At 66.8% G+C, this 13,043-nt stretch carries 12 protein-coding genes; 11 read left to right on the forward strand and 1 reads right to left on the reverse strand.

Going from position 1 to position 13,043, the window contains the following annotated elements:
* The first annotated feature begins 61 nt into the window (after nucleotides 1-61).
* From BCY78_RS13595 to BCY78_RS26310, 10 genes are all read left to right on the forward strand, one after another.
* Entirely contained in the window at nucleotides 62-2,080 is a 2,019-nt protein-coding gene (locus BCY78_RS13595; RefSeq protein WP_068302773.1) for an acetate--CoA ligase family protein, read from the forward strand.
* A complete protein-coding gene (locus BCY78_RS13600) occupies nucleotides 2,080-2,883 on the forward strand; it encodes a carnitinyl-CoA dehydratase (RefSeq protein ID WP_068302777.1) in 804 nt (267 codons plus the stop codon). Before BCY78_RS13595 ends, BCY78_RS13600 begins: the two co-directional genes overlap by 1 nt.
* Nucleotides 2,884-2,977: 94 nt before the next feature.
* Nucleotides 2,978-4,285 carry a 3-deoxy-D-manno-octulosonic acid transferase gene (locus tag BCY78_RS13605; RefSeq protein WP_068302778.1) on the forward strand — a complete coding sequence of 436 codons (1,308 nt, stop codon included), beginning with the start codon at nucleotides 2,978-2,980 and terminating at the stop codon, nucleotides 4,283-4,285.
* Between the two features lie 154 nt (nucleotides 4,286-4,439).
* Complete coding sequence (locus tag BCY78_RS25600; RefSeq protein WP_068302782.1) at nucleotides 4,440-4,898, forward strand: cytochrome c; 459 nt, start codon at nucleotides 4,440-4,442, stop codon at nucleotides 4,896-4,898.
* A 15-nt stretch (nucleotides 4,899-4,913) separates the two neighbouring features.
* On the forward strand, nucleotides 4,914-5,828 hold the full coding sequence (locus tag BCY78_RS13615) for a cytochrome c (protein WP_068302783.1): 915 nt from the start codon (nucleotides 4,914-4,916) through the stop codon (nucleotides 5,826-5,828).
* A gap of 263 nt (nucleotides 5,829-6,091) precedes the next feature.
* Complete coding sequence (gene alr, locus BCY78_RS13620) at nucleotides 6,092-7,135, forward strand: alanine racemase (protein WP_068302979.1); 1,044 nt, start codon at nucleotides 6,092-6,094, stop codon at nucleotides 7,133-7,135.
* Nucleotides 7,136-7,197: 62 nt separating this feature from the next.
* Entirely contained in the window at nucleotides 7,198-7,929 is a 732-nt protein-coding gene (locus BCY78_RS13625; protein WP_083195030.1) for an ABC transporter permease, read from the forward strand.
* On the forward strand, nucleotides 7,926-8,666 hold the full coding sequence (locus tag BCY78_RS13630; RefSeq protein ID WP_068302787.1) for an ABC transporter ATP-binding protein: 741 nt from the start codon (nucleotides 7,926-7,928) through the stop codon (nucleotides 8,664-8,666). The genes BCY78_RS13625 and BCY78_RS13630 overlap by 4 nt, the downstream gene beginning before the upstream one ends.
* 270 nt (nucleotides 8,667-8,936) lie before the next feature.
* Nucleotides 8,937-9,485, forward strand: a complete 549-nt coding sequence (locus tag BCY78_RS24685; protein ID WP_083195031.1) for a hypothetical protein — start codon at nucleotides 8,937-8,939, stop codon at nucleotides 9,483-9,485.
* A gap of 39 nt (nucleotides 9,486-9,524) precedes the next feature.
* Nucleotides 9,525-10,178, forward strand: a complete 654-nt coding sequence (locus BCY78_RS26310; RefSeq protein WP_083195032.1) for a hypothetical protein — start codon at nucleotides 9,525-9,527, stop codon at nucleotides 10,176-10,178.
* Between the two features lie 45 nt (nucleotides 10,179-10,223).
* On the opposite strand, the gene xth is transcribed toward BCY78_RS26310, so the two are convergent.
* Nucleotides 10,224-11,000, reverse strand: a complete 777-nt coding sequence (gene xth, locus BCY78_RS13635) for an exodeoxyribonuclease III (protein ID WP_068302791.1) — start codon at nucleotides 10,998-11,000, stop codon at nucleotides 10,224-10,226.
* A gap of 176 nt (nucleotides 11,001-11,176) precedes the next feature.
* Here xth and BCY78_RS13640 point away from each other — a divergent pair, with 176 nt between their 5' ends.
* A complete protein-coding gene (locus BCY78_RS13640; RefSeq protein ID WP_068302793.1) occupies nucleotides 11,177-13,036 on the forward strand; it encodes a SurA N-terminal domain-containing protein in 1,860 nt (619 codons plus the stop codon).
* Nucleotides 13,037-13,043 lie beyond the last annotated feature (7 nt).

Below are 13,043 nucleotides of genomic sequence, written 5' to 3' on the forward strand. Positions count from 1 at the left end.
CCCCCGCCCAAAGGGGGGCACGCCCCCCTTTGGAAACCCCGTGGATATTTGGAGATTAAAGATGGGCAGCGAGCCCGCGATCCTGTCTGCCAATACGCGCTTGTCGCGCCTGATGCGTCCGCGTTCCATCGCGGTGCTGGGTGCCGGTTGGGCGAAGAACGTGATCGACCAATGCCGCAAGATGGGCTTTGACGGGCCGGTCTGGCCGGTGCATCCGACGCGCGAGGAGATCTCGGGCGTGCCCTGCGTGCGATCTCTGGCCGAGCTGCCGGAGGCGCCGGATGCCGTCTTCATCGGCGTGAACCGCTTCGCCACCATCGAGGTCGTGCGCGAATTGGCGGCGATGGGTGCGGGCGGCGCGATCTGCTTTGCCTCGGGCTGGGAGGAATCGGGCGAGGCCGGCCTGCAGGCGCAGTTGGTCGAGGCCGCGGGCGCGATGCCGATCCTCGGGCCGAATTGCTATGGGGTCATCAACTACCTCGACGGTGCGCTTTTGTGGCCCGATGAACATGGCGGGCGACGGGTCGAGAGCGGCGTCGCGCTGATCAGCCAGTCGTCGAACATCGTCATCAACCTGACCATGCAGAAGCGCGGGCTGCCGGTGGCCTATGTCGCGTGCCTGGGCAATGCGGCGCAGGTGGGCTTGGCCGAACTCGCGGGCGCGGTACTGGCGGATGAGCGGGTCACGGCTTTGGGCATGTATGTCGAGGGGATCGACGACGCGCCGGCTTTCGCCGCCTTGGCCGAGGCCGCGCGGGCGGCGGGCAAGGGCATCGTCGTGGTGAAGTCCGGCAAGACCGAGGCCTCACGCGCGGCGGCGGCCTCGCATACCGCCTCTCTGGCCGGCGGGGGCGCGGCATCGTCCGCCTACCTGCGGCAGGCGGGGATCGCCGAGGTCGACACCCTCGCCGCGCTGATCGAGGTGTTGACTGTGTTCCATGTGCACGGGCCGGGGATCGGCGCGCGGCTGTGTTCGCTGTCCTGCTCGGGTGGCGAGGCCGGGTTGGTCGCCGATCTGGGGGCGCGGGCGGGCGTGACGTTCGAGCCGCCGACTGACGCGCAAAAGGACCGGCTAGGCGCCGTGCTCGGCCCCTTGGTCGCACTGGCCAACCCGTTGGATTACCACACCTTCATCTGGGGCGACGGGCCGAAGACCGAGGAGGTCTTCACCGCGATGTTGGAAGGCTATGACGCCGGCATCTACATCATCGACCCGCCACGCCCCGACCGCTGCGATCCGGCCAGCTTCGAGCCCGCGATCAAGGCCATCGAGGTAGCGCAGGCGGTGACGGGCAAGCCCGCCTTCCCGGTCTCCTCGCTGCCCGAGAATTTCGACGAAGAGCGCGCAGCGGCGATGATCGAGCGAGGCATCGCCCCGCTGATGGGGCTGGAGACGGCCCTAGAAGCGCTGGTTGCGGCGCAGCGTCCGGCCGGATTGTCAGGGTGGCGGCCGTGGCGCGTCGTTGACGCCGGTGAGGCCGTGTTGATCGACGAAGCGAAGGCAAAGGCGATGCTGGCCGAGGCTGGGATCGGTGTGCCGAAGGGCGTGACGGCGGCCGGGTTGACGGCGCTGGATGTGCTCGGGTTGAAGGCCCCCTTCGCGCTGAAGGGGTTGGGCTTCGCGCACAAGACCGAGGCCGGGGCGGTCCGGTTGGGCGTCACCGATCCTTGCGACGAGGACGAAATGCCGGGCGCAGTTGGCTATCTCTGCGAGGAGATGGTCGTGGGGGGCCTTGCCGAACTGCTGGTCGGTATCCGTCGCGACCCGGTCTATGGCGCGACGCTGACGCTGGGCATGGGCGGCGTGACGGCGGAACTGCTGGCCGATACGGTCACGCTGGTCGCGCCGGTCACCCGGGCCGAGATCGAGACGGCGCTGAAGGGGCTGAAGCTCTGGCCGCTGCTCGACGGCTGGCGGGGCCGCGCGAGGCCGGCAGTAGGCCGGGCCATCGACGCCGCGCTGGCGATGCAATCAATGATGGCGGCCGATCCGGCGCTGCAGGAGATCGAGGTGAACCCCTTGATCCTGACGGCAACGGAAGCGGTCGCGGTAGATGCAGTTATCTGGAGGACAAGCTGATGGACCTGAGCCACGATATCACCGAGGGCCCGATCAAGACCCGCCGCGTCGGCGGCATTCTGGAGGTCACTCTGGACCGGCCCAAGGCCAATTCCATCGACCTCGCCACCAGCCGGATCATGGGCGACGTGTTCAAGGCTTTCCGCGATGACGAGGGCTTGCGCGTGGCGATCCTGCGCGCCGAGGGCGAGAAATTCTTCTGCCCCGGCTGGGACTTGAAAGCCGCGGCGGGCGGCGATGCCGTCGATGGCGATTACGGCGTCGGCGGCTTCGGGGGCTTGCAGGAGCTGCCGAACCTGAACAAGCCGGTGATCGCGGCGGTGAATGGCATCTGCTGCGGCGGCGGGCTGGAACTGGCCTTGAGCGCGGATCTGATCCTCGCGTCGGAGAATGCGACGTTTGCGCTGCCCGAGATCCGCTCGGGCACCGTGGCCGATGCGGCCTCGATCAAACTGCCGAAGCGTATCCCTTATCACGTCGCTATGGACCTGCTGCTGACGGGCCGCTGGTTCGACGTGCAGGAGGCGCAGCAATGGGGGCTGATCAAGGAGATCTGCCCGCAGGACGCATTGCGCGAGAAGGCCTGGGATCTGGCGCGGCTGCTGGAATCGGGCCCTCCGCTGGTCTTTGCGGCGATCAAGGAAGTGGTGCGCGAGGCCGAGGCGATGCGCTTCCAGGATGCACTGAACCGCATCACCAAGCGGCAGCTGGCGACGGTCGACAAGCTCTATGGCTCCGAGGACCTGATGGAGGGCCAGATCGCCTTCACCGAGAAGCGCGACCCGGTCTGGAAAGGCTGCTGATCCCGGCACAGGTGGGGTGAAACCCCACCCTACGGCGGCGCGCTTGCACCCTGAGCGCGCCGCGGCTATCCCCGGCGGGAAAGGGTTCCTGCCGATGCCATTGCTCCTGCGCCTGTATCTGGGTTTCGCTGCCATCTCAGGGCCGTTCTGGCGCTGGATGCTGCGGCGCCGGCTGGCACAGGGCAAGGAACACGCGACCCGCGCGACCGAGAAGCTGGGGCAATACACGCAGCCGCGCCCCGAGGGGCCGCTCCTGTGGTTCCATGCCGTTTCCGTCGGCGAGGCGCTGGCGCTGATCACGCTGATCAACCGCCTTCTGGCCGCGTATCCGGCGCTCAACATCCTGATCACCACGCATTCCGTCGCCTCGGAACAGGCGCTGGCGGCGCGGAACCTGCCGTCCCGGGTCCTCCACCAATTCGCCCCCGCCGACCATCCGGCCATCCTTGGGCGGTTTCTGGCCCGTTGGCGCCCGGATGCGCTGATCGTCGCCGAGGCCGACCTCTGGCCGGTGATGCTGACCCGGGCCCACCGCGCCGGACTGCCGATGGTCCTGATGAACACGCATGTCACGCCGCGCCGCTACCGTCGCCGGCGGCGCATGGCGCGGACCAACGGCTATCTGATGAACCTCTTCGACCGGATCCTCGTGCAGGACGCGGAGTCGCTGGAGATGTTCAAGGACCTTGGCGCGCCGGCGTCGAAAATGTCGGTGATGGGCGTCCTCAAGGCCGCCTCGGACCCACTGCCGGACCTGCCCGACGAGCGGGCGCGCCTTGCGGCAGAGATCGGCGACCGGCCGGTCTGGCTGGCCGCCTCCACCTGGGCGGTGGAGGAGCCGCAGATCCTTGATGCCGCAATTGCCGCAGCCGAAACGGTGCCGGGCCTTCTGTGCCTGATCGCCCCGCGCCAGCCCAAGGCCTGCGACCAGACCGAGGCCGCCGCCCGCGCCCGCTTCGCGTATGTTGCCCGCCGCTCTCGCGGGGAGCCGATCACGTCTCAGACGCAGGTCTATATCGCCGACACGATCGGCGAGATGGGTCTGTGGTATCGCCTGTCGCCCATCGCCTTTGTCGGCAATTCCCTGCCCTCGGGCCCGCAGCCGATGACCGGACACAACCCCTTCGAACCCGCGGCCCTTGGCGCCATGGTCCTGCACGGCCCCGAGGTGAATTCCTTTGCCGAGGCTTATGCCTGGCTCAAGGCCGAGGGGGGCACGCTGGAAGTGGCGGACGGCCCTGCCCTCGCCCGTGCTATCATCGCGGCGCAAGATCCCGCCTTCCGCCGGCCCTATGTCGAGGGCGCCAGCCGGGTCCTTGCCGCCAATATGCACCCGCTGGACGAGGCCTTGGCGGCGATGGAGGCCGTCATCGCGCAGATCCCGGCACCGACCGCCGACTGATCGCGGTCTGTGTATCTGGCGTCACCGCACGCCACTCTGCGCGCATCTGCACAAACCTGTGCACTCAGGGACGAGCGATCACGCATTCGCGACCCCCGTTCGGCGCGACCTCGGCCTATCCTTGCGCGACGACGTTTCACCCAAGGAGTTTCCGATGCCCCGCCTCATGACCGCGCTCGCCACTGTCGCCGCGCTCGCTCTGCCCGGCCTCGCCAATGCCCAGGACATGGACCCCAATGTTGCGGCTCGCCAGTCGCTGATGGACCTTTACGCCTACAACCTCGGCGTGTTGGGCGGCATGGCCCAAGCCCGCATCGACTATGATGCCGACCTCGCCTCGGCCGCCGCGACCAGCCTGTACCATCTGTCGATGGCCGGGACCGAGCGCATGTGGGCCGAAGGCACCGACAACATGAGCGTCGAAGGCACCCGAGCCCTGCCCGCCATCTGGGACAATGCGGAAGACTTCGAGGCGCATGAAGCCGCGCTGGTCACCGCCGCCGAGGCGATGATGGAAGCGGCTGGCACCGACCTCGCGTCGCTGCAGGGTGCAATGGGCGGCCTCGGTCGCGCTTGTGGTGCCTGCCACCAGACCTACCGTCAGCCGGAATAAGAACGGACTAAGTGCATGCTGGGTAAGCTTGCCGTAGGACTGGGCGCCCTCGCCGTGATCGGCGGGGGTGTCTTCTGGGTCCTGACCGAACCCTCCGACCTGTCGGCCGACACACGCGCCGCACTGGAGGCCCATCCCGGCGATACCGAGGCCGGCGAGGCCGTTTTCTGGACTGCGGGCTGCGCCAGCTGCCACACCGCGCCCGGCCTGTCCGTCGGTGCCAGCGACGAGGAACGGCTGACCCTTTCGGGCGGGCGGGCCTTCGCCACGCCCTTCGGCACCTTCCACGCGCCGAATATCTCGATGGATCCGGATCAGGGCATCGGCAGCTGGACGCTGCCGGACTTCGCCCGCGCCGTGATGCAGGGCGTCTCACCCGAGGGCGCGCATTACTACCCGGCCTTCCCCTACACGACCTACACCCATGCCACGCCCGAGGATATCGCCGACCTCTGGGCCTTCTGGCAGACGCTGCCCGCCGACGCGACGCCGTCGCAGCCGCATGAGGTCAGCTTCCCGTTCAACCAGCGCCGCATCCTCGGCGGTTGGAAATTCCTGAATTTCAGCGAAGACTTCGCCACGCCCGCCTTTGACGATCCCGAGCTGGATCGCGGCCGCTATCTGGTCGAGGCTTTGGGGCATTGTGCCGAATGCCACACGCCGCGCGATGCGCTGGGCGGCATGGATCGTAGCGCCTGGCTGGCGGGGGCAGACAACCTCGTGGGTGAGGGTCACATCCCGGCCTTGCCGCCCGAGGGCTGGGGCGCGCTGGACATCTCGGCCTATCTGGAGACCGGCTTCACCCCGGAATTCGACTCGGCCGGGGGTGAAATGGCGGATGTCGTCGCCAACTTAAGCCGGATCGCCGCCCCGGACAGGGCGGCCATCGCGGCCTATCTCGTCGCGCTCAGAGCATCGCCCAGTCAGTGAAACGATGGGTCGGTCCCGGCTTTTGCGGGGCCGGCTGCGGGGCGTTCTTGCGCTGGTTGGTCGACATTTTCCTGTCCTTGGTTTTACTGCCACGATCCGTCTTCGAATCGCGCCGGTTACATCCATCTGTCGCGTGCCGATCGCAAGAGGTTCAATCAGCATTGCGTCGTTTTCTGGGCCAAAGCGCGACAGCCTCGGCGGAAGGTCGCCCAGCGTGCTTTCGCGCTTGACTTGAGCCGGGCCCGATGGCCAAACCTGCCAGCATGAGTGCCGCACGCCTGACCATCGATCTCGACGCCATTGCCAGCAACTGGCAGCGGCTTTCCCGTCTCTCCCGTACGGAAACGGGGGCGACCATCAAGGCCGACGCCTATGGCCTTGGCGCGGCACGGGTAGCGCGCCGACTGGCCGATGCGGGCGTCCGCACCTTTTTCGTGGCCTTGGCCGAGGAAGGCGCCGCGATCCGGCAAGCCGTTGGCACCGGTCCTCGCATCTTCGTCTTCTCGGGCCACATGGCCGGTGATGCGCAACCCCTGCGCAACCTCGACCTGATCCCGCTGATCAACTCGGCCGAGCAGATGGCCCGCCATGCCGAAAGCCTGCCGGCCCATCCGTTCGGCGTGCAGCTGGACAGCGGCATGAACCGGTTGGGCATGGAGGCCGCCGAATGGGCCGCCGTCCGTCAGGTCGGTCTGGGGGCGTCCCCCCAACTGATCATGTCGCACCTCGCCTGCGCCGACGAGCCGCAACATCTAATGAACGCGGAACAGCTGGATAAGTTTCAGGAAATGACCCGTGGACTGGAGGCGCCGCGCTCGCTGGCCGCCACCGGCGGGATACTTCTGGGCCCGTCTTACCACTTCGATCTGTGCCGTCCTGGCATCGGCCTCTACGGCGGTTTGCCCTTCGACGAAGCCCAGCCGGTGGTCACCCTGTCGCTGCCCGTCGTGCAGGTGCGCGATGTCGAACCGGGTGAGGCCGTGGGCTATTCCTGCACCTGGGTCGCGTCCCGTCCGTCGCGCATCGCGACGGTCGCCGCGGGCTATGCGGATGGCCTTCTGCGCACGCTCTCGGGCAAGGCGACCCTTTGGGCCGGCGACACGCCCTGCCCCGTCGTGGGCCGCGTATCAATGGACCTGATCACCGTGGACGTCACCGACCTGCCCGAGGAACCCGAGGCGCTGGACATCCTCTCGCGTCACCAGACGGTCGACGCCTTGGCGGATCAGGGCGGGACCATCGGCTACGAGATCCTAACCTCTCTGGGCGCGCGCTATCGCCGCCGCTATATCGGAGCCGGGGCGTGACCTCTTCGTCCCCGGTCGCCGCGCGGCTGTTCGGGGCGACAGGACGCGCGACGGCCAATGCCATGGGCGCGCTGGGTCGGTTCCTCGGCTTCGCGCTGCAATCCTTGGGCTGGATGCTGCGCCCGCCCTTCCATCTGCGTGAACTCGGCGCCCAACTGATGCAGATCGGCTGGTTCTCCCTGCCCGTGGTCGGCATGACCGCTCTGTTCACCGGCGCCGCACTGGCGCTGCAGATCTTCGCGGGATCGGCCCGCTATGGCGCAGAATTTGCCGTCCCTTCGATTACCGCGATCGGCATGGTGCGCGAGTTGGGCCCGGTGCTGGGCGGGTTGATGGTCGCGGCGCGCGTCGCCTCGTCGATCGCGGCCGAGATCGGCACGATGAAGGTCTCCGAACAGCTCGACGCCCTGCGCACCCTCGCGGTTGAGCCGATGCAATATCTGACCGTCCCGCGCCTCGTGGCGGCGACGCTGGCGATGCCGGTGCTGGTCGCGGTGGGCGATTCCATCGGGATCCTCGGCGGCTATGCGGTCGGCGTGTCGCGGCTGGGCTTCGACGGCCCGACCTATCTGCACAACACACTGGATTTCCTTGAATTCTGGGACGTGGCCTCGGGGATGGTGAAGGGCGCGGTGTTCGGCTTCCTCGTGGCGCTGTCGGGCTGCTATTTCGGCATGAACTCGGGCCGGGGCGCGCAGGGCGTGGGCGAGGCGACCAAATCCGCCGTGGTCCTCGCCTCGGTGCTGATCCTCGCCGCCAATTACCTGCTGACCGAGGCCTTCTTCTCCGCATGATCCGCGCCGATGCCCTCCACAAGTCCTTCGGGGCCAAGACGGTCCTGAACGGTGTCAGTTTCGACCTGCCCAAGGGCGAGAGCCTCGTGGTGATCGGCGGCTCGGGCACCGGCAAGTCGGTACTGCTGAAATGCCTTCTGGGGCTGGAGCGCCCGGACAGCGGCCATGTCACCCTCGCCGGTCTGACCGACGCCGGCCCGCGCGCACTGGCGCCCCATATCGGCATGCTGTTTCAAGGCGCCGCGCTGTTCGACAGCCTGCCCGTCTGGCAGAACGTGGCCTTCCGCCTGATGCGCGGCACCGGGCGCATGGGCAAGACCGAGGCGAAGTCGCTGGCGATCGAGAAACTCGCCCGCGTGGGCCTTGGCCCCGCCACGGCGGATCTGTACCCGGCCGAGCTGTCGGGCGGGATGCAGAAACGCGTGGGCCTGGCCCGCGCCATTGCCGGCGACCCGCCGGTCCTGTTCTTCGACGAGCCGACGGCGGGCCTCGACCCGATCATGGCCTCGGTGATCAACCGGCTGATCCGATCGGTGGTGACCGAACTGGGCGCGACGGCGCTGACGATCACCCACGACATGACGACGCTGCGCGACGTGGCCGACCGGGTGGCGATGCTGCACGAGGGCCGCTTCCACTGGCAGGGCCCGGCGGCCGAGGCCTTCACCAGCGACGATCCGGTCTTGCGCCAGTTCACCCGCGGCGAGACCGAGGGCCCGATCCCGACGCTGCGCTGAGCCACTCCGCTGAACCTTCGTGCGGCTTCATCGCAAGTGCCCGGTACTTCCGCCCTTGATCACGCGACGTCGTCGCGCCGATGTCACAGACCCACCTGTCTGAAAAATTGAGCCTGTTAAGGTTCCCAGAGACCCCATTATCGACAATACTGATCAGGTATCGCGCGTCGGGGCCGGTTTTCATGGCTCCGCTCGCTGGTTTCTTTTGTGTACGAGAAGGGAATTCCTTTGAACGGAACCTTTTGGAGAAGCAGAGTTTTCGCGTTGTTGATGCTCGGCATGTTTTCGAGCAGCGCCTCGGCACAACATACACCGATCATTGAGGGGGCAGACCAGGACTTGGTCAGTGACCTCGCCTCTCAGCCCGACGAGGATTGGGCGGATGGCGAAATCACCGGACCATTGGCTTCCCAAGGTGTGCAATCCATTGCCACGGGCGGAAACCATACCTGTGCGATAAGCGGGCGCGGCAACGTTTGGTGCTGGGGAAACAATAACTTAGGTCAGCTTGGAGATGGAACGACGGAAGGTCGAAATGTTCCAACCCGAGTCGTCGGCCTGACCGGGCGCTTCGTGCAAGTATCAGCAGGAATGCATCACAGTTGTGCCTTAAGTGCGAGCCAACGAGTGTTCTGCTGGGGAGGCAATTATTGGCAACAGTTGGGTATTGGTCCGAGAGAGAACCAAGACCGGCCAGTCCGTGTCGTGGGTTTGCGAGACAACGTGGTGTCGCTAAGTGCTGGCAAGTACCATACCTGCATTGTCAACACGCACGCGCGGGTGATCTGCTGGGGAGCAAATTACGCTGGCCAGCTCTGAAACGGGTCCAGAGAACCCCGGTCTGGCCCCGTTCGCGTCATCGGACTTAATACCGGCGCAGTCAGTGTCGCCGCGGCCCACAATCACACTTGTGCTTTGAGTACTGAGGGCCGGGTGTATTGCTGGGGCGATAATACCTTCGGGCAGATTGGGGATTCTACCAACACCGATCGTTATATGGCGACCCAAGTCGCTGGATTGGGTCGACGCAATCGCACGATCGCTACGGGAGGATACTCAAGCTGCGCCATTAATCGGCGTGGGCGGTTGTTTTGCTGGGGAAGCAACGGCAACGGCCAACTTGGTGATGGCACCTCGACGCACGCAAATCTTCCGGTCCGTGCATTGACCCCTCTTGGCATGACAGAAATTACTATGGGGGCGGACCATGTGGGACACGCTTATGCTTGTGCGCTGAACCGGAACCGTCGTGCCTATTGTTGGGGGGACAACGACTACGGCCAACTCGGGGACGGAACAGCAACTGACCGTTCGGTGCCGACACCGGTAACAAGGTTGGGGGCTGGTGTCAGTCAAATCGCAGCCGCTTCAGTTAGCACCCATACCTGCGCAATCAATCGAATTGGCCGGCTTTTGTGTTGGGGCTCAAATCGTCGCGGTGAGCTTGGAATTGGAACGGAGGTCACGACATCAACCCCGGCCCGCACGCACGGGCGGCTGCATCGACGCTGAAACGCTGACAACAGCCCTGTAAGAGACGACGCTTGGCGTCGCCTCTTACGCCGCCAGTTCGACCCAGATCGGCGTGTGATCCGAGGGCTTCTCCCAATCGCGGGGCTTCGTCTCGATCCAGCAATCCTGAAGCAGGTCGGCGGCTTGCGGGGTCAGCAGCCAATGGTCGATCCGGATGCCGTCATTGCGCTGCCGGGCGCCGGCCTGATAATCCCAGAAGCTGTACTCACCCGGCCCCGGGCGCAGCAGACGTAGCGCGTCATAAAGGCCCAGACGCTCCAGCCGGCGGAAGGCCGCGCGGGTCTGCGGCAGGAACAGCGCATCCTCGCGCCAGGCGTCGGGGCGGGCCGCATCCATCGGCTGCGGGATCACGTTGTAATCGCCGCCGAAGGCGACCGGCACTTCCTCCGCCAGCAAGGCCTCGACCCGCGCCTGCATCCGCGCCATCCACGCCAGCTTGTAGTCGTATTTCGGACCGGGCGTCGGGTTGCCGTTCGGCAGGTACAGGCCACAGACCCGCAGGCCGGTATCGCCCACGACGGCCTCGATCCAGCGGGCCTGCTCGTCGCTGTCATCGCCCGGAAGGCCCCGGCGCACGTCGGACAGCGGCAGCTTCGACAGGATCGCGACGCCGTTGAACCCCTTCTGGCCGTGGGTTTCCAGCTGATAGCCCCGGCTTTCAATCAGGTCGCGCGGGAAATTCTCGTCGACGGATTTGATCTCCTGCAGCACGGCGACATCGGGCTGCGCCTCATCCAGCCAGCGTCCCAGAACCTCGGCGCGGGCCTTGACCCCGTTGATGTTGAAGCTGGCGAGTTTCATCCGTTCTCTCCCGTGATGCGCGGGCCACAATGGCATCGCGCGACGGTGGCGGCAACCGCCTGACGCAAAGGTGCATCCGTGCCGCAGCGCCGGGGTGGGCAAGCCGCTTGCCCCTTGCGTCACAAGGCCATACACAGGGCCAGCATTGATACCGCCCAGATTGCCGGAGCCCCTTCATGGCCAAGAAAACGAGCGCGTCGAACATCCTGATGTGGATGCTGATGATCATCCTCATCGCCGGTCTGGGCGGCTTCGGGATCGACAACTTCCTCGGCAGTCGGGTGACCTCGATCGGGGCCGTCGGCGGGCGTGAGATCACCACGCAGGAATACGCCCGCGCCCTGCAGGCCGAGATGAACGCCTATACCCAGCAGCTGGGCCAGCCCGTGTCGCTGACGCTGGCGCAGCAGCTGCGCCTGGACGAGCAGGTGCGGGGCCAGCTGATCACCCAAGCCGCGCTGGAGAACGAGGCCGACCGCCTCGGGATCTCGGTGTCGGACGCCAATGTCCGCGCAACCCTCGTCGAGATGCGTGCCTTCCAGGGCCCGACCGGCGGTTTCGATCCTGAGACCTATCGTTTCCAGCTGCAAAGCGCCGGCGAGACCCCGGCCAGCTTCGAGGAAAGCGTGCGCCGTGACGCGGCCCGTGGCCTGCTGCAGGCCGCCACCGCCGCCGGGATCGAGACGCCCGCCAACCTCAGCGGCGCGCTGATCGACTTCTACGCCACGCGCCACGCCTTCGACGTCTTCACGCTGGGCGAGGAACAACTCGCGGCGCCTGTGGCCGACCCCGACGACGCCGCCGTTCAGGCCTATTACGACGAGAACATCGCCCAGTTCACCGCCCCCGAGAGCCGCGCGATCACCTTCGCCTGGATCAACCCCGAGATGCTGCTCGACAGTGTCGAGGTCAGCGAAGACGCGATCCGCGCCCTCTATGACGAGCGCATCGCGGATTACGTCCAGCCCGAGCGCCGTCTGGTCGAGCGTCTGGTCTTCAACTCGGACGAGGATGCCGCCGCTGCCAAGGCCCGCATCGACGCCGGCGAGATCGACTTCGACGCGCTGGTCGAGGAACGCGGCCTGACGCTGGAAGATGCCGACCTCGGCGACGTGTCGCAGGCCCAGCTGGGCGCGGCCGGCGAGGCGATCTTCGCTCTGGAAGACGCAGGCACGGTGGCGGGTCCCCTGCCCTCGAACCTCGGGCCGGCGCTGTATCGCATGAACGCGATCCTGAACGCACAGGAAACCACCTTCGAGGAAGTGCGTGACGAGCTGCGTGGCGAACTGGCCGCCGATGCCGCCCGCCGCGCCATCGCCGATCAGCGCGAGATGCTCGACGACCTCTTGGCCGGTGGCGCCACGCTGGAGCAGATGGCCGAGGAAACCGACATGCAGCTCGGCACCATCGACTGGACGACCGAGTCGAATGAAGGCATCGCCGCCTATGAGGAATTCGCCGATGCCGCCGCCGCGGTCAGCAGCGACGACTTCCCCGAGCTGGGCTCGCTGTCGGACGGCGGCCTGTTCGCCCTGCGTCTCGATGCCGTGACCCCGCCGACGCCCCGTCCGCTGGACGAGGTCCGCGAGGCTGCCGAGGCCGGTGCCCGTCAGCGCGCCGTGGAAGCCGCGCTGATGGAGCAAGGCCGCGACTGGAGCGTCGAGCTGTCGCAAAACGGGGTCGAGGCCTTCGGGGAAGCCCATGGCATCGCCGCCGAGAGTTTCGCCGACATCACCCGTCTGGACCCGCTGCCGCAATTCCCGCAGACGATGATGGAATCGGTGCTGGACGCCGAGCCCGGCACCCCGGTGCTGCAGGTGACCGAGGGCCGTGCCCTGCTGGCGCTGGTGGGCGAGACCGAAGCCGCCGATCCCGAGGCCGAGCAGACCCAACAGCTGATGACCGCCATCGAGCAGCAGGTCGGTCAGGCGCTGGCGCAGGACGTCTTCACCTATTTCGCCCGCGCCCTGCAGGCCGAATCCGGCTTCACGCTGAACCAGGCCGCGGTCGACGCGGTGCACGCCAACTTCCGCTGACCTGTCC

Origin of the sequence: Pararhodobacter sp. CCB-MM2, from assembly GCF_001691415.1 — a bacterium.
Lineage (GTDB): Bacteria > Pseudomonadota > Alphaproteobacteria > Rhodobacterales > Rhodobacteraceae > Pararhodobacter.

What these genes read in the sequence shown, in the direction of transcription:
- BCY78_RS13595 (WP_068302773.1), top strand. Translation starts at nt 62, where the DNA reads ATGGGCAGCGAGCCCGCGATCCTGTCTGCCAATACGCGCTTGTCGCGC.
- BCY78_RS13600 (WP_068302777.1), top strand. Translation starts at nt 2,080, where the DNA reads ATGGACCTGAGCCACGATATCACCGAGGGCCCGATCAAGACCCGCCGC.
- BCY78_RS13605 (WP_068302778.1), top strand. Translation starts at nt 2,978, where the DNA reads ATGCCATTGCTCCTGCGCCTGTATCTGGGTTTCGCTGCCATCTCAGGG.
- BCY78_RS25600 (WP_068302782.1), top strand. Translation starts at nt 4,440, where the DNA reads ATGCCCCGCCTCATGACCGCGCTCGCCACTGTCGCCGCGCTCGCTCTG.
- BCY78_RS13615 (WP_068302783.1), top strand. Translation starts at nt 4,914, where the DNA reads ATGCTGGGTAAGCTTGCCGTAGGACTGGGCGCCCTCGCCGTGATCGGC.
- alr (WP_068302979.1), top strand. Translation starts at nt 6,092, where the DNA reads ATGAGTGCCGCACGCCTGACCATCGATCTCGACGCCATTGCCAGCAAC.
- BCY78_RS13625 (WP_083195030.1), top strand. Translation starts at nt 7,198, where the DNA reads ATGGGCGCGCTGGGTCGGTTCCTCGGCTTCGCGCTGCAATCCTTGGGC.
- BCY78_RS13630 (WP_068302787.1), top strand. Translation starts at nt 7,926, where the DNA reads ATGATCCGCGCCGATGCCCTCCACAAGTCCTTCGGGGCCAAGACGGTC.
- BCY78_RS24685 (WP_083195031.1), top strand. Translation starts at nt 8,937, where the DNA reads ATGCTCGGCATGTTTTCGAGCAGCGCCTCGGCACAACATACACCGATC.
- xth (WP_068302791.1), bottom strand. Translation starts at nt 11,000, where the DNA reads ATGAAACTCGCCAGCTTCAACATCAACGGGGTCAAGGCCCGCGCCGAG.
- BCY78_RS13640 (WP_068302793.1), top strand. Translation starts at nt 11,177, where the DNA reads ATGGCCAAGAAAACGAGCGCGTCGAACATCCTGATGTGGATGCTGATG.